Raw genomic sequence first — 14,301 nt, 5'->3', positions numbered from 1 at the left:
GGTCAGTGCTTCTGCATGTAGTCAATTATTTATCTCCGAAGTTTACCTCAGGAGTTGTAAGCTTGTCATAAAATTCTACAGCCTTATCTTTGTCTTCCGAAGAACGCAGCGCCATTGCAGAGCGCGGATGTTCATCCAGTGTTCCGGTGATCATGTAAGGAATAATATATCCCCATTCTTCCTTCTCGCGCAAAGGAATCATCAACCGCTCAACGATATCCAGAACAGGCCGCAGCGTATATTTTGTATTTTTCAGATGGGTAACCAGCAGCTCGGTCGGGCAATTGCCTGCGGCGCGTCCCATGCCGTAACAGGAGGCATCAAGCAGTTCTACACCCTTCTCGGATGCAATAAGAGTATTGGAGAAGGCCAATTGCAGATTGTTGTGGGTATGTACGCCCAAACGTTTATTCGGCAAATGCGTTCTGAACTTTTCCACCAGATAATGAATATCATTATGATCCAGGCTGCCGTAAGAATCTACAATATATACAACGTCAACCACACTCTCGCGGATCTGTTCGAATGCCTCCAGCAGCTCATTCTCCATCACGTTCGACAAAGCCATAATATTGATCGTTGTCTCATACCCAAGATCATGGAAGGTCTGCACCAGCTGCAAGGCCTTGTCCACATCCTTGCTATAGCAGGCTACACGAATGAGATCCAGCATGCTCTCACTGCGCGGCAGAATATCATTAACATCCACGCGTCCGATATCTACAAGCGCGGAAAGTTTGGTGTTCCCCTTTTGCGGGATGACCTTGCGCAGGAAATCATCGTTCAGAAAACGCCACGGTCCTGCACCCTCTGCTCCTTTAAGCAGCTTGGGCGAATTTTTATATCCGATTTCCATATACTCAACACCGGCCTCGTTCAATCCGGCGTACAGATTCTGCACAAATTCAACACTAAAATCCCAGTTGTTCACCAGTCCTCCGTCACGAATGGTGCAATCTACAATTTTACTCTGATTACTCTTCACTATTTGTTCTCCCTTCCACATATCCTTCATTATTTCCGCCAGCATAGACTTACTATGCAATCATTATCGTACAATCATACTTTAGTGAAGAAGAAGTTGTAAAGAAAATTCCAGGTTTCTTTCATATCCTTTTTCACAGCAACGTAACAATGACATAAATCACAGTAAATCTCTATACGAAATGCTACAGTACAAGAAAATGAATGAGATTGATTATCAGTCTCTCTCGGAGGGATAGAAAATGGCTTCTACATCCTGCTCCTTACTGCGCTTACAACCGGGCTCTACAGGCTCCATCCATAAAATAGAAGGAATGAACCCCATATTACGGCGCCGTCTGGCTGATCTAGGGGTGTCCGAAGGCGTTAATATCCGGCTAAAGGGAAAAGGACCTTTCTGGGGGCCTGTTACACTGGAGTGCAACGGCCAGCTGTTTGCCATTCGGCGGAAGGAAGCCTCCCGCATTGAGGTGAATGTATCATGAGTTCAATAGCACTTTTGGGTAATCCCAATACAGGGAAAACCTCACTTTTCAATACTCTTACTTCTTCCTATGAATATGTAGGGAACTGGGCCGGTGTAACCGTGGAGAAAAAAGTCGGCAGCCTGAAAAACGGTGCAGGAAAGCTGATCGACTTGCCCGGGATCTATTCGCTTCATCCGCTCTCCCGGGATGAGGGTGTAGCTGCCCAATACCTGATCGATGAATCGCCGGAGGCCCTGATCAATATTGTGGATGCCTCCCAGCTGGAACGGAACCTGCTGCTTACCTTGCAATTGCTGGAATACGGCAAACCTACCGTGCTTGGTCTGAATATGATCGACGTTGCCAAAGCACGGGGCATTGTTGTAGATCATGAAATATTGCAAGAGCGTCTCGGCATTACCGTGCTGCCCCTGATCGCCAGAACCGGCAAAGGAAGCGGACAAGTGCTCAGCGTTCTGGAGAAAAGAACGACAATCCCCCCGGTCAACTTCATACTTGATTATGGTGAATTGGCTGAAGCGGCCATTTCTTCGATTGAGCAGGAATTACAGCATACCCCGGGCTTACCAAACCGCCGCTGGGTCGCGCTCCAGCTGATGGAACAAAATCCTGTCGTCCTTGAACTGCTCAAGAAACGTGTAAATACGGACCGCCTGTTGATGATTTGCGACAACTGTCAAAGCGAACTACAGAACAAGAAGCTGGCGTTGACCCTTCCGCAATGGATTCGTTCAATCCGTATGGATTATATTCGTGCCGTATGTCTGGCGGCGATGGATACAACAGCACAGAAACCGCATAATCTGACGGAAAGACTCGACTCCATTTTGACACACCGTTTCTTGGGATTGCCTCTGTTTATCGCCTTTATGTACGCGATGTTCAAAACAACCTTTGACTGGGTAGGCGGACCTTTATCGGATATTGTAGACGGATGGATATCCGGTCCGATCAGTGAAGGCGCAACTTCCCTGCTTCAAACCATTGGAGCTTCCGGCTTCACGCATGCGCTTATTGTAGACGGTATTATCGGTGGTGTTGGTGGTGTAGTCGTTTTCGTTCCACAGATCTTCATCCTGTTCCTGATGATCTCCTTCCTCGAGGACTCCGGTTACATGGCGCGTGTCTGCCTGTTGATGGACAGCACGATGGAACGGATGGGTCTTAACGGCAAAGCCTTCATCCCGTTCATTATCGGCTTCGGCTGCAATGTGCCGGCCATTATGGCTGCGCGCAGTATTGAACAGCCCAAAGACCGCATGCTGACCACACTGCTGATGCCGCTCATGTCCTGCTCAGCAAGACTGCCGGTATACCTGCTGTTTGCAGCGGTTTTCTTTCCGGCCCAGCAGGCCACTGCCGTACTGGCAATGTATGTCATGGGTGTCGTGTTTGCCCTAATCCTATGTAAGCTGTTCTCCAAACATCTGTTTAAGAATGAATCGTCCATCTTTATTATCGAACTTCCTCCTTACCGGATGCCGCAGCTCAAAGCGCTTGGCCGCAGTACCTGGGAGAAGGGCAAGGGCTTTCTGCGCAAGGCGGGAACCATTATCCTAGCCGGCTCGGTAATTATCTGGCTGATGTCTTACGCAGGTCCCGGCGGATTCAACGTTGAAATGGATCATAGTTTCCTGGCAAAATTCGGGGGAATGATTGCACCACTGCTATCCCCGCTTGGCTTTGGGACCTGGCAGGCAGGCTCAACACTTGTACCCGGATTCCTGGCCAAAGAGGTTGTAGTATCAACCATGAACATCATTTATCATGCTCCGGATGCTGCTGGACTGGAAGGACAAATTTCCCAAGTCTTTACTCCGCTAAGCTCAATCAGCTTCATGGCCTTTATCCTGTTGTATATTCCTTGTCTGGCTACTGTAGGGGTTATTAAGAAGGAAACGGCGTCCTGGAAGTGGACCTTCTTCTCCATGGGCTACTCCCTCGTACTGGCATATATCGTATCTCTGGTTATTTTCCAGGGTGGACGTTTATTGGGATGGTCGTAGAATCTGCAACAAACAGATTTCTTAATGAAAGCGGGGCTTGGCAATGATAATAAATATTTTAATTATAGCGGCTGTGTTTGGTTACTCCGGCTGGATGATTTACCGGCATGTTCAAAAGGGCAAACAGGGTGCTTGTGCTGGCTGTGACAAGGGAAAAACCTGCTCGGCGGCATCCCTGGACTCTCCGTTCTCCTGTGGTGGAGGAGCAGCCAATAACAAGCTTTAACCGTAAGCACGGACGGACAGGAAGAAATAAACGGGTTTGAATTCCCCTCCATACGGGTATGTTTCTTATAAGCAACTGCAACGAAGACCAATACCCAAGGAGGAATAACCATGAACACCAAAAAAACGTTATTTACCACGGTAGCATTGGGAGCAGCCTATTTACTGAAAAATAAAGATACCCGCGACAAGATCATGAACGGCATACAGTCCTTTACTTCCCAAGTAAAAGCCAAAAAATCCAGCGGAACCGTATAGGCCGCTCTGCCGGATGAATGATCAGCATTGGAAAAGCCGTAAAGCTCCGGATGATGGAGCTTTACGGCTTTTGTTTGATGAGATCATCCTCTATGAATGGGGCTGCTGACTTATTCCCAGCAGATATTCCAGCAACGTCCGGACCATTACACCCGTGGCACCTTTGGGATTAACCCCCCGCTCCCTGGAGAGAAATGCCGTTCCGGCAATGTCCAAGTGAATCCAGGGCAGGCCTCCAGCGAACTCGCCGATAAATAATCCGGCTGTTGTAGCCCCCCCGAATCTCCCGGCAGCATTGCGGACATCCGCGACCTCACTTTTCAGCATCTCACGGAACTCGGGATACACCGGCAGCTGCCATATCTTCTCCCCGGACAACCTGGAAGCCTCCAGGAGCTCCTGCATAAAGGTCTGGTCATTGGTAACGGCTCCTGTGGCAACATCCCCCAGTATGGACAGCACAGCCCCTGTGAGGGTAGCTACGTCTATGAACCGTTCCGCTCCCCACTCCCGGGCATAGGTGAGTCCATCTCCCAGTACTATCCGGCCTTCGGCATCGGTATTTAGCACTTCAATGGTTCTTCCACTGAGAGAGGTCACAACATCACCTGGCTTAAAAGCACTGGCTGAAGGCATATTTTCGGCAGAAGGAATCACTATTACGGCATTGATCTTCGGGCGCAATCTGCCCAGCGCCTCTGTGACCCCAAGCACGGCTGCCGCACCGCCCATATCGCTGATCATCTCTTCCATGCCTGGTGCTCTCTTCAGTGAGATGCCTCCGGTATCGAAAGTGATGCCCTTGCCGACAATTCCCACGACGTCCTTCCACTCGTTTGTTCCCTGATAACGAATGACGATCATCCGCGGCGGATGAATGCTGCCTTTGCCGACAGCAAGTAAGCCTCCCATGCCCTTCTGTTCAATCTCCCGTTCATCCAGCACTTCAGCGGGAAATCCATAACGTTCAGCCACATCAATCGCCGCGGCCGCAAGCGCAGACGGCGTCAGCTGATTGCCGGGCAGGTTGGTTAGGTCCCGGGCCAAATTCGTTGCTTCGCCAAAGGCCAGCCCCCGCTCGATCCCCTGACTCCAGCTATTCCCCTCAGCTTCTTCCACCTTCAGCTCACTATGGAATGTAATGGAGGTCAATCCGGCAACCGGAGGCTGCTCCTGCTTATAATGTTTGCGTCGGTACGCCCCCAGTACAAAGCCCTCTGTAAGCGCCTGCGCAGTCATTTCCGTCACTTTCACTTTTAAACCGGCAGGTAAATGGATCACGAGTGTCGCCGCCTTCAGCCGTAATGCAGCCCTGGCCACTTGTGCTGCCAGCACCCTGATCTCCTCTGCATCCAAATCTCCGCTGCCGCTCCCCGCCAGCAGAATGACAGGAATTTCAAATCCCTCCCCTGCAGGCAGTGTATAGGTCTGATTCTGCTTGCCCGTAAAAAGCCCGGCTTTGACCAGCGGATCCATTCGCTCCTTCCACTCTGTTGCAAGACTGCCCGCCTCAATTTCAGTTTGTGAGACTATATAGCAAAGAACATCGCCCTTTATGGCCGCTATTGAACCGCCGCAGCTCCATTCAATATTCAATAGAACCCCTCCAATCTCTCTTCCATTTAAATAATCCGGCTAATAACGCAGATAAGGCTGATTCCTGCACTAAGCTGTGCAATGCAGGAATCAGCCTCTTTCGCTTATTAAGTATAACTCAGTATTGTCCAAAAATCCGCCCAGAACCCCCTTTTACTGAATAAGCGGCAAAGAAATGACAAACCGGGTGCCTTCGTTGACTCTGCTGCTTACAGAGATGCAGCCGCCATGATTCTTGATGATCCTGTCACTTACGGACAGCCCAAGCCCCGTCCCGTTTTCCTTCGTCGTAAAGAAAGGGTTGAACAACCTGTCCAGTGTTAAGATATCCATCCCTTTGCCATTGTCGGAAATAAAGATACGGACCTCCGCCCCTTCCCGGCGTGCCCCTACCTCAATCTTTCCAATTTGGTCATCATCTCGCTCTGTAATCGCTTCCATTGCATTTTTAATCATATTCAGCACCACTTGCTTCATTTGCTTGGCATCCCCGGAGATGATCATATCGCCATGTGGTGGGTGGAGATTAATCTGGCAGCCTTTCATCAAGGCTTCGCTCTCTGTAAGCAGGACAACCTCTTTAAGCAATGCCGATACAGGAATCATGCTGACCTGCGGTACTGAAGGCTTGGAAGAAGTCAGGAATTCATGAATAATGTCATTGGCGCGGTCAATCTCAGCCAGTATAATTCTGCCGTATTCTTCTTTGCCCAGTTGATGCAGATGAGGATGCAGCAATTGAATAAATCCCCGGATCGCAGTGAGCGGATTACGAATCTCATGGGCGATGGAAGCGGACAGCTTGCCCAGCATAGCCAGGCTGTCATTCTGGTAAGCAGTTTGCTCAATCAGCTTGTAATCGGAGATTTCTTTGACCGTAAACAAATAACTGCCCTTCATTTGCTCTCCGCAGCATAATGAAACCCGCCAGTAACGGCCGTATTCATCTACGAATTCATAGCTCTGCTTCCCCTTTTGCACCATCTCCCGATAACTCCGCAGTACCTGCTTCTTCTTAAAGCGGCTGAGCTGGATATGGGATAACAGATGGGCCATCGTGCAGCCCAATAGAGAATGGCGGTTCAGTTCAAGCATGCCATACATTTGTTTATTAACAAAAGTTAGAACTCCCTCTTCATCAAAAAGTAATATCCCACTGTCAATGTGCTCCAGAACATCCTCATATGTAGTGTCCATTGATCCGGATTGAAACGTTCTTGCCGGTAAAAGCAAGCTTTCTTGATATTGGCTTATCACGATACGAAGTTCCCCCTTTTACTGCATTTGACGAAGACGCTTAAGCGACATCAAATTACTATGTATTTGAGTATATGACGAAGCCGCCAGAACATTCGGAAATCGTATTATATTATCCAACCGTTTCAACTATATTCCAATCATATCCAAGAGAAGAAGACAACGCAATCGGAGAAACTGTCGAATCCTAAAAATATTTCTAAAATGATTCTTAAGACACATTAAATATCGATCCAAAACAAAATTCCGCTCTTTTTCCGTACCAATGGTTGTCCATTATTAAGGAATACTACAAAAAAAAGCCTTCGCTGCCGCGAAGGCTTCCATAATGAAATATTCCAGGGCTATCCCATCGTATTCTTGATGACCTTAAGCTTTCTGCTGCAAGCGATGGCGCCGCTGGCTCATTACGGCCAGGCGCTTCTTAAGCTCACGTTCCCATTTGGTATCTTCGATCTGCTTGGCAACAGCCAGCAGGTCAAGCGCCATATCGATCTGATTCCGCACAATGGCAAGAGGATCTTCACTCTCCACATTAATGACGTTTTCGAAGATCGCTTCCTCGTCTTCCATCACATAGTCTTGAAAATCAACATCGGTTACCCCGTCGCCATGAGCATACCCTGCCAGAATCTCATACTCATTTTCGACTTTGTAATGTACCTCTACCCGGTGGCATACCGGACAAAAAAGCAGGGGAACATTATGGACTTGCGTGCGATAATGTTTTAGGGTTCCCTTAGTTCCAACCATACTCGCTCCACAGCAAAAGCTCATACTTGTTCACCCTCCTTGGTAAGTTCCATTGATTTGGTATTATTGTATTACAAGATGCGGGGAGAGATTCCTCTCCTACAGGCTATATATTAACCTCTGCGCCCGTTTTAAAACGAAATACCGTTAAATAAGGGCTCTTTGTTGCAAAAAACCCCCTTTCCGGGAATTGCTCCCGCAAGGAGGTTCTCATTAGTATATCAAAGAACGCTTAAAGACATAGGCTTACAGGTTCTTGTCGCCCGGTTTCCAGTTCATAGCGCACAGTCCGCCGGATTGCAAGGCTTGCAGAACACGTAGTGTTTCTTCCACGCTGCGGCCTACATCATTGTGGTTAACCACTTGATATTTCAATTCGCCTTCAGGATCGATGATGAACAGTCCACGAAGCGCCACGCCTTCTTCTTCGATCAGGACGCCGTAGTCACTGGCAACTTTCTTCGTGATATCAGAAGCAAGCGGGAAGTTGACTTGTCCAAGACCATTCATATCTTTTGGTGTAGTAAGCCATGCTTTGTGGCTGTGGATCGAGTCGATGCTCACACCCAGAATTTCTGTATCGAGTGCTGCAAAATCAGCAGCAGCATCGCTCAATGCTGTAATTTCCGTCGGGCACACAAAAGTGAAGTCAAGCGGATAAAAGAAGAATACAAGCCATTTGCCGCGATAGTCGGACAAGCTTACCTTACCAAAATCTTTACCGTCGCCCGTTACTGTTTCCATAGTGAAATCAGGGGCTGGTTTACCTACCAAACGTTCTGCCATTGCTTAAATCCTCCTTTGATTATGTAAGAAAAACAACCACTTGCGACAGCTCCGCGAGGAAACCGGCGCAATATGCTTTTCTTGAATTATGATGGTTGGTCAATTTCTTATTGCTATAGACCAAATGGTATCATCGTACAAAATCAAAGTCAATATTACATTCATTACTTTTTTATAATTATTATAAATAAGCAACTTTCTGTGAAGTTTTTTGTTTTTCTGAGTCAAAGGAGGTAAGCTGTGGTACCTTACGCTTTGCGGATCGCCGCAACAATCAGATCGCCCATTTCGGTTGTGCTGATCGCTTTGCTCTTGTCTACTGCAATATCGCTCGTACGGTGTCCTGCATCCAGCACTTCAGCCACAGCGGTCTCAATTGCAGCTGCTGCCTCCTCGTAGCCAAAGGTCATACGGAACATCAGCGCAAGCGACAGGATGGTCGCGATAGGATTGGCCAGACCTTGACCGGCAATGTCAGGCGCGGAGCCGTGGACCGGCTCATACAGGCCGTAGCTGCCCTCACCCAGTGAAGCTGAAGCCAGCATACCGATGGAACCGGTCAGCATTGCCGCTTCATCACTCAGGATATCTCCGAACATGTTCTCGGTAACAATCACATCGAAGCTGGAAGGACGGCGCAACAGCTGCATTGCACAGTTGTCCACGAGCACATGCTCCAATTCCACCTGCGGATATTCCGGAGCAATTCTGTTCACAACCTCACGCCATAAGCGGGATGTTTCCAGAACATTCGCTTTATCGACACTCGCCAGCTTATTTCGGCGTTTACCGGCAATTTCAAAGGCCTGGCGGACAATACGTTCTACTTCCGTTACGTTATATACGCAGGTATCAACAGCTTCTTCCCCATGCTCACCTTGGCGGCGCAGCTTCTCTCCGAAATAGATGCCGCCTGTCAGTTCCCGCACAACCATGAGGTCAGTGCCTTCCAGCACTTCCGGTTTCAGCGTTGACGCATCCTTCAGGCAATCGAATACAACAGCCGGACGCAGGTTGGAGAACAGCCCCAGTGCTTTGCGGATACCGAGCAATCCTGTTTCCGGACGCAGCTCCTTCGGATTGTTGTCCCATTTCGGTCCGCCGACGGCTCCGAGCAGCACTGCATCTGCACTGCGGCAAATTTCCAGTGTATCTTCCGGCAGCGGGGTTCCCCGTTCATCAATCGCAATGCCGCCGAACAGCGCATGCTCAGTTTCAAAGGTGTACCCGAATACCTCTTCCGCTTTCTTGAGTACTTTTTCAGCTTCAGCTACAACTTCAGGTCCGATACCGTCCCCGGCAATTACGGCAATTTTTTTAACCTCGCTCATTCCAGTCACTCCTTAGATTGCCTGCTGCACGCAGACATAGTTCTTCTTTATATTGTTGTATCATACCGCCGGGAAAAGGACAAAGATATAGATTCTATGGAAGTGATAGGTATCTCCTATAAGTCAACCAGACTTGAAGTTAGTGCTGTATTCACAAGTTCGCACAAAAGGCTCCCCGGTCATCTTCTTGCAGTCTGACTGGAGAGCCCTTTTACCACAAGCTTGTCATTGATAGATTAATGATTATCGAATCTGATCTTAAAAGCATTCTGCGAATTGACATTGGCGTTCTTTACGGTGACTACCAGAGAGGCATTCGGAGCCAGATAATTGTTGAGTCCTCCGGAAAGGCTGGAACCCCCAATCGTTCCAAGGTTTATTGTTTGTCCGTTGGCATAAACAAGAGAATAGCTGCCTTGAAATTTACCCGTTACCTGGTCAGTTCCCGTATCCAGAGGACCTACGTTGGTAATTCTGAAAATTGCGGTTTGCGTTGTACTCGAAGTATTTTTGTACTTGAAGGTGACTGTATCATCATTTTTCAGGCTATGCTGGACAAAATAATCCAGGTTGGGAATAAGAACGGTGGAAGAGACAGCGAAAACGGAAGACACCATACTGAACATCATTACTAATGCGACTACAGCAGATAAGACACCTTTTCTTCTCATAATCTTCCTCCTTTAGAAAATGTAAGCGCATTTATACGCTTGTCTCCATTCTACCATTATGGTTAAATTTGTATATATATTTATTGCTGATTTCTGCAAGTGCTGCTGTGTTTGCTCTTGTTTCTTAAGTTGTTTACAATTAGTATGCAGTTGTTCATCAAAATGGATTGAGGGAGTGATTGCGGAGTGCAATACACGAAGCTTGGCAAGTCCGGTCTGAAGGTCAGCCGCCTATGTCTGGGAACGATGAACTTTGGTCCGATTACGGATGAGAAGGAAGCCTTCCGCATTATGGATGCTGCGCTGGATGCCGGGGTCAACTTTTTTGATACCGCTAACATTTATGGATGGGGTGAAAACTCCGGACTGACGGAGACGATCATCGGCCGCTGGTTCAAGCAGGGCGGCGGCCGGCGTGAAAAGGTCGTACTGGCCACCAAGGTCTACGGAGCAATGAGCGACAAACTGGACGGACCCAACGATGAAGCCGGCCTGTCCTCCTATATTATCCGCCGCCATCTGGAAGGCTCACTACAGCGCCTGCAGACCGATCACATCGAGTTGTACCAGATGCACCATATCGACCGTAAGGTTTCCTGGAGCGAGCTGTGGGGTGCATTTGAGCTCGCTGTAAGCCAAGGCAAAATCGGCTATGTCGGCTCCAGTAACTTTGCCGGTTGGGATATTGCCGTGGCGCAGATGGAAGCGAAAGCCCGCGGTTTCCTAGGTCTCGTATCAGAGCAGCATAAATACAGCCTGACCTGCCGTCTCCCTGAGCTTGAGGTGCTGCCTGCCTCGAAGAATCTCGGCCTCGGCATTATTCCGTGGAGCCCGCTCGACGGCGGACTTCTTGGCCGCAATGCGCTCAAGAAGATTGAGGGCAGCCGCAGCAGCGGCAACTCTGAACGTGTAGAGCAATACAAGAGCCAGCTTACGGCTTTTGCCGATTTAAGCCGCGAGCTCGGGGAGCCACAGGATAATATCGCTCTGGCCTGGCTGTTGGCCAACCCTGCCGTAACGGCACCGATTATCGGGCCGCGGACGCTTGAGCAATTCGAAAGCGCCCTGCGCTGCCTGGAGATTGTGCTGGAGGAATCCGTGCTGAAGCGTCTGGATGAAATCTTCCCGGGACCCGGTGGGGAAGCCCCGAAAGCCTACGCCTGGTAGAACGCCACGGGCCGTTAACTTCAGCCAATCGGCAGAAGTTAACGGCAGAACCCTGTCCTTCTATTGATCTTATAAAGCAATAAGGAGCTGCCCCCTTACGGGGGAACAGCTCCTTATTTTTATTATTCAGTCGTATCCACGGTCACTGCACCGTTGCTGGTTGATAAAGATACCTTATGAGTTCCGTTGCCAAGTACGGCGGTTCCATGGTTATCGCCGTCGCGCTGCCAATTGATATTCCCCTTCAGCGCACCGTTGCTGGTGTCGGCAGTAATCTTTGCATCGCTTGCTGCCGGCAGGCTGGCGGTAATTTTGCCGTTGCTGGATTTGAGATCCCAGTCGCCTGTAGCCGCCGAGTCAATGGTAATCCTGCCGTTGCTGCTCTTGGCCGTTAAGGAGCCGTCTATATTCCCCAGGGTGATCGCTCCGTTGGAACTGACAAGCTTCACTTCCCCCTGGACCTCCTTCACCACCATCGTGCCGTTACTCGTGTGGGCATCTACACCTCCGGCAACATCATGAATATCCAGGGTGCCGTTGCTGGTATCGATTTCAATGCCAGCCTTCAGGTCTGAAGCCTCAACTGAACCATCGCCAGTGTCAACCTCCACAGCCAGATTCATAGGAAGATTGACGTTCAGGTACGGATCCTTGAAATTAAATCCGATTTGAATATCGAGCCAAGTCGTTTCTTCGTCCAGCTCCAGAGTTAGGGTGTCTCCTTCCGTCGTCACCTTCCACTTCTTTTCCAGCGCACTTGCTGCTTCACTTGCAGATTTACCAGGAAGCTCGAGGCTGCCTTCATAATCAAGCGTGCTGCCTTCCACACCTTGAACCTTAACCTTCCCGTTCGGCAATTCAATCTTAATTTTCTTGATTTCCGGCTTTACCTCCACGGTTCCGCTGAGCGGAGCCAGCTGTGTCTTGCCGAGAATGCGGCTTATTGAGCCGCCGGTCAGCACAGTCTGTGCTCCACTAGCTGCGACCAGCACAATGATCAGGACAACTGCCCAACCGCTGACACGGCTCTTAACCTCTGATCTGATGAAAAGCCTGAGCAGCATTTCCAGGCCGAACAGAATGAGCAACGCAGGCCAGATAAAACCCAGTGCGTCATACGTTACCACATCAAATTGGGCAAGTACAATAATGACACCCAGCACGATGCAGCCAATTGCGGCCGTAAAACTGCCGATTTTCCATCTCCCCATGGTTCATTTCCCCATTTCTCTATACTTTAGGATTTTTTCTAAGCATACTAAGCCCGTACCCGATTAAGCCAAGCGACAGCAGAATTGCCCCGATGTTCATATCTGTGAGAATGTGCCAGAGCCATGGGAAAGCAGTAATCAACAGCAGCAAGAAACCCACTACTACACAGCCGATCCCCACCCAGACCGGATTCAGATCATCATGCGGATAATCTGGAGCCGCAGGCATCCCCATCGTCCACGGCGCTCCGAAACTGTCTGGATGAAACATCATCCGCTCATGCTCAGCGGCGGATACTTTCATCCAGGCCGCTTTCTGCAGCGCATCAAACAGCTGGTAGAACCATAAGGCCGCGAGGGCGAATGGAAATACCGTCGGCATGGAAGGAATAAGTATGATGCAGAGCGATGCTCCAATCATATACTGAAGGCCCAACTTTTTGAATCCCAGATATAAGTGGCCAATCCCTGGAACCATCGCGAGCAGAAACGTCAGCCAGCGTCTTTTTTTAATCATCTAATATGCTCCTTTAGTGTTAATTTTTCTATTTTGCGCTTCCCTGAGCATTAAACCAGGAAGTGACTGAAGTTGACATATGCCCGTTAATTTCATTGATGCCATAAGCCAGATTCTCAAATACCCCAAGTTGCAGCAGCAGGAAGGTTAAGCAAGCAGCAAGTCCGTAATGCATCCATGAGGTTCCCGGTGCAGTCCGGCGTCTGGACATAGTCGATTTAACGGTACGCTCTCTGCGCCCGGTTTCAAGCTGTTCAATACGTGACATCACATCAGCGGTAAAATCGGGATACTCCGGAAGATCCACCGGCTCACCGCCCGCCTCAATCTCACTCCACAGTGCCGCCAGCCCTCTGGCTTCTTCCAGCCATTGCGCGCATTCGGGACAAGATTCAATGTGCAGACGAACATTCAGCTCCACTTCTGGAGACAGCAAGCCTTCGATATAATGTGGCATCCATTCTTTTACTGTTGCACAATTCATCGCCATTCCTCCCCGCTTTTACGCATCATCTGTCTGGCCCTGTAGAGCTGCGATTCCACTGTTTTAACTGAAATCCCTTTTTGATCAGCAATTTCCTGATAGGAGTGACGCTGAAAATAATACAACTGCACGACCGACCGGTACGGTTCCGTGAGGTTGTTCAAATTCTCGTCAAGCTCCTGCGAGGCTTCCTTGCGCAGCACCGCAGACTCAGGTGTTTGCGTCGTTACCCAGTCATTCTCCGTGTAATCTGCCATACTGCGGTGCCGCCACTCCCTGTCATTCGCCCGTTTCCAGTCGAGACAGGTCCGGTAAGCAATCCGGTACAGCCAGGTGGAGAATGAAGACTGCCCCCTGAAGGAGGGAAGTGCCTTGTAGGCTTTTATGAAGACTTCCTGGGCCATATCCTTGGCCGACTCGGCTTCTCCCGTAATTTTGATGCATACTCTGTACACCATGCCTTGATAACGATTGACCAGATGCCCAAAGGCTTGGTGCTCGCCGCTTAGCACAGCAGAAATCCACTCCGTCTCTTCCAGTATTCTCCCCTCCTTCAGCTTCATAAAG

The 14,301-nt window shown here is 49.3% G+C and carries 16 protein-coding genes; 5 read left to right on the top strand and 11 right to left on the bottom strand.

Annotated elements, in window-relative coordinates; all coding sequences use genetic code 11:
• Positions 1-25 precede the first annotated feature (25 nt).
• The gene (locus ACQ76X_RS15555; protein ID WP_179091808.1) at positions 26-985 is read right to left on the bottom strand and encodes an aldolase catalytic domain-containing protein; all 960 of its coding nucleotides are present in this window, start codon (positions 983-985) and stop codon (positions 26-28) included.
• Between the two features lie 241 nt (positions 986-1,226).
• Between ACQ76X_RS15555 and ACQ76X_RS15550 the strand changes: the two genes are divergently transcribed.
• From ACQ76X_RS15550 to ACQ76X_RS15535, 4 genes are all read left to right on the top strand, one after another.
• Complete coding sequence (locus ACQ76X_RS15550; RefSeq protein WP_038587302.1) at positions 1,227-1,469, top strand: FeoA family protein; 243 nt, start codon at positions 1,227-1,229, stop codon at positions 1,467-1,469.
• Complete coding sequence (gene feoB, locus ACQ76X_RS15545; protein WP_438494920.1) at positions 1,466-3,478, top strand: ferrous iron transport protein B; 2,013 nt, start codon at positions 1,466-1,468, stop codon at positions 3,476-3,478. The genes ACQ76X_RS15550 and feoB overlap by 4 nt, the downstream gene beginning before the upstream one ends.
• 43 nt (positions 3,479-3,521) lie before the next feature.
• On the top strand, positions 3,522-3,704 hold the full coding sequence (locus tag ACQ76X_RS15540) for a FeoB-associated Cys-rich membrane protein (protein WP_052091870.1): 183 nt from the start codon (positions 3,522-3,524) through the stop codon (positions 3,702-3,704).
• A 110-nt stretch (positions 3,705-3,814) separates the two neighbouring features.
• Positions 3,815-3,961: a hypothetical protein gene (locus tag ACQ76X_RS15535; RefSeq protein WP_342438815.1), complete on the top strand. Its 147-nt coding sequence runs from the start codon at positions 3,815-3,817 to the stop codon at positions 3,959-3,961.
• Between the two features lie 90 nt (positions 3,962-4,051).
• Here the strand turns inward: ACQ76X_RS15535 and ACQ76X_RS15530 are convergent, their stop codons facing one another.
• The 6 genes from ACQ76X_RS15530 to ACQ76X_RS15505 all read right to left on the bottom strand — a co-directional run bounded on the left by ACQ76X_RS15530 (position 4,052) and on the right by ACQ76X_RS15505 (position 10,355).
• Positions 4,052-5,557, bottom strand: a complete 1,506-nt coding sequence (locus ACQ76X_RS15530; RefSeq protein WP_438494919.1) for a leucyl aminopeptidase — start codon at positions 5,555-5,557, stop codon at positions 4,052-4,054.
• Positions 5,558-5,710: 153 nt separating this feature from the next.
• Positions 5,711-6,814, bottom strand: coding sequence for an ATP-binding protein (locus tag ACQ76X_RS15525; RefSeq protein WP_438494918.1), 1,104 nt, complete (start codon positions 6,812-6,814; stop codon positions 5,711-5,713).
• A 369-nt stretch (positions 6,815-7,183) separates the two neighbouring features.
• The gene (locus tag ACQ76X_RS15520; RefSeq protein ID WP_438494917.1) at positions 7,184-7,591 is read right to left on the bottom strand and encodes a hypothetical protein; all 408 of its coding nucleotides are present in this window, start codon (positions 7,589-7,591) and stop codon (positions 7,184-7,186) included.
• 222 nt (positions 7,592-7,813) lie between these two features.
• Positions 7,814-8,353, bottom strand: coding sequence for a peroxiredoxin (locus ACQ76X_RS15515; protein ID WP_038587292.1), 540 nt, complete (start codon positions 8,351-8,353; stop codon positions 7,814-7,816).
• Between the two features lie 248 nt (positions 8,354-8,601).
• Positions 8,602-9,684 (bottom strand): 3-isopropylmalate dehydrogenase, encoded by a 1,083-nt coding sequence (gene leuB / locus ACQ76X_RS15510; RefSeq protein WP_342438812.1) that lies wholly within the window; start codon positions 9,682-9,684, stop codon positions 8,602-8,604.
• A 236-nt stretch (positions 9,685-9,920) separates the two neighbouring features.
• The gene (locus ACQ76X_RS15505; protein WP_438494916.1) at positions 9,921-10,355 is read right to left on the bottom strand and encodes a hypothetical protein; all 435 of its coding nucleotides are present in this window, start codon (positions 10,353-10,355) and stop codon (positions 9,921-9,923) included.
• A 186-nt stretch (positions 10,356-10,541) separates the two neighbouring features.
• On the opposite strand from ACQ76X_RS15505, the gene ACQ76X_RS15500 reads away from it, so the two are divergent.
• Positions 10,542-11,522: an aldo/keto reductase gene (locus tag ACQ76X_RS15500; protein ID WP_438494915.1), complete on the top strand. Its 981-nt coding sequence runs from the start codon at positions 10,542-10,544 to the stop codon at positions 11,520-11,522.
• Between the two features lie 122 nt (positions 11,523-11,644).
• Here the strand turns inward: ACQ76X_RS15500 and ACQ76X_RS15495 are convergent, their stop codons facing one another.
• Genes ACQ76X_RS15495 through ACQ76X_RS15480 form a run of 4 tightly spaced genes read right to left on the bottom strand, consistent with a single transcriptional unit; the run spans position 11,645 to position 14,297 of the window.
• Positions 11,645-12,733, bottom strand: a complete 1,089-nt coding sequence (locus ACQ76X_RS15495) for a DUF4097 family beta strand repeat-containing protein (RefSeq protein ID WP_341119681.1) — start codon at positions 12,731-12,733, stop codon at positions 11,645-11,647.
• A 19-nt stretch (positions 12,734-12,752) separates the two neighbouring features.
• Positions 12,753-13,250 carry a hypothetical protein gene (locus ACQ76X_RS15490; RefSeq protein ID WP_038587282.1) on the bottom strand — a complete coding sequence of 166 codons (498 nt, stop codon included), beginning with the start codon at positions 13,248-13,250 and terminating at the stop codon, positions 12,753-12,755.
• A 28-nt stretch (positions 13,251-13,278) separates the two neighbouring features.
• A complete protein-coding gene (locus tag ACQ76X_RS15485) occupies positions 13,279-13,734 on the bottom strand; it encodes an anti-sigma factor family protein (protein ID WP_438494914.1) in 456 nt (151 codons plus the stop codon).
• Positions 13,731-14,297 carry an RNA polymerase sigma factor gene (locus ACQ76X_RS15480; protein WP_052091868.1) on the bottom strand — a complete coding sequence of 189 codons (567 nt, stop codon included), beginning with the start codon at positions 14,295-14,297 and terminating at the stop codon, positions 13,731-13,733. The genes ACQ76X_RS15485 and ACQ76X_RS15480 overlap by 4 nt, the downstream gene beginning before the upstream one ends.
• Between the last annotated feature and the right edge of the window lie 4 nt (positions 14,298-14,301).

The sequence above is a fragment of the Paenibacillus sp. IHBB 3054 genome (assembly GCF_051594305.1).
GTDB lineage: Bacteria > Bacillota > Bacilli > Paenibacillales > Paenibacillaceae > Paenibacillus_AQ.
Note: the sequence above shows the minus strand (reverse complement) of the source record. Positions and strands in the feature narration are given on the sequence as shown.

Excerpts from the sequence above, each read along its gene's own strand:
- ACQ76X_RS15550 (WP_038587302.1), top strand. The coding sequence starts at position 1,227 with ATGGCTTCTACATCCTGCTCCTTACTGCGCTTACAACCGGGCTCTACA.
- feoB (WP_438494920.1), top strand. The coding sequence starts at position 1,466 with ATGAGTTCAATAGCACTTTTGGGTAATCCCAATACAGGGAAAACCTCA.
- ACQ76X_RS15540 (WP_052091870.1), top strand. The coding sequence starts at position 3,522 with ATGATAATAAATATTTTAATTATAGCGGCTGTGTTTGGTTACTCCGGC.
- ACQ76X_RS15535 (WP_342438815.1), top strand. The coding sequence starts at position 3,815 with ATGAACACCAAAAAAACGTTATTTACCACGGTAGCATTGGGAGCAGCC.
- ACQ76X_RS15520 (WP_438494917.1), bottom strand. The coding sequence starts at position 7,591 with ATGAGCTTTTGCTGTGGAGCGAGTATGGTTGGAACTAAGGGAACCCTA.
- ACQ76X_RS15515 (WP_038587292.1), bottom strand. The coding sequence starts at position 8,353 with ATGGCAGAACGTTTGGTAGGTAAACCAGCCCCTGATTTCACTATGGAA.
- leuB (WP_342438812.1), bottom strand. The coding sequence starts at position 9,684 with ATGAGCGAGGTTAAAAAAATTGCCGTAATTGCCGGGGACGGTATCGGA.
- ACQ76X_RS15505 (WP_438494916.1), bottom strand. The coding sequence starts at position 10,355 with ATGAGAAGAAAAGGTGTCTTATCTGCTGTAGTCGCATTAGTAATGATG.
- ACQ76X_RS15495 (WP_341119681.1), bottom strand. The coding sequence starts at position 12,733 with ATGGGGAGATGGAAAATCGGCAGTTTTACGGCCGCAATTGGCTGCATC.
- ACQ76X_RS15490 (WP_038587282.1), bottom strand. The coding sequence starts at position 13,250 with ATGATTAAAAAAAGACGCTGGCTGACGTTTCTGCTCGCGATGGTTCCA.
- ACQ76X_RS15485 (WP_438494914.1), bottom strand. The coding sequence starts at position 13,734 with ATGAATTGTGCAACAGTAAAAGAATGGATGCCACATTATATCGAAGGC.
- ACQ76X_RS15480 (WP_052091868.1), bottom strand. The coding sequence starts at position 14,297 with ATGAAGCTGAAGGAGGGGAGAATACTGGAAGAGACGGAGTGGATTTCT.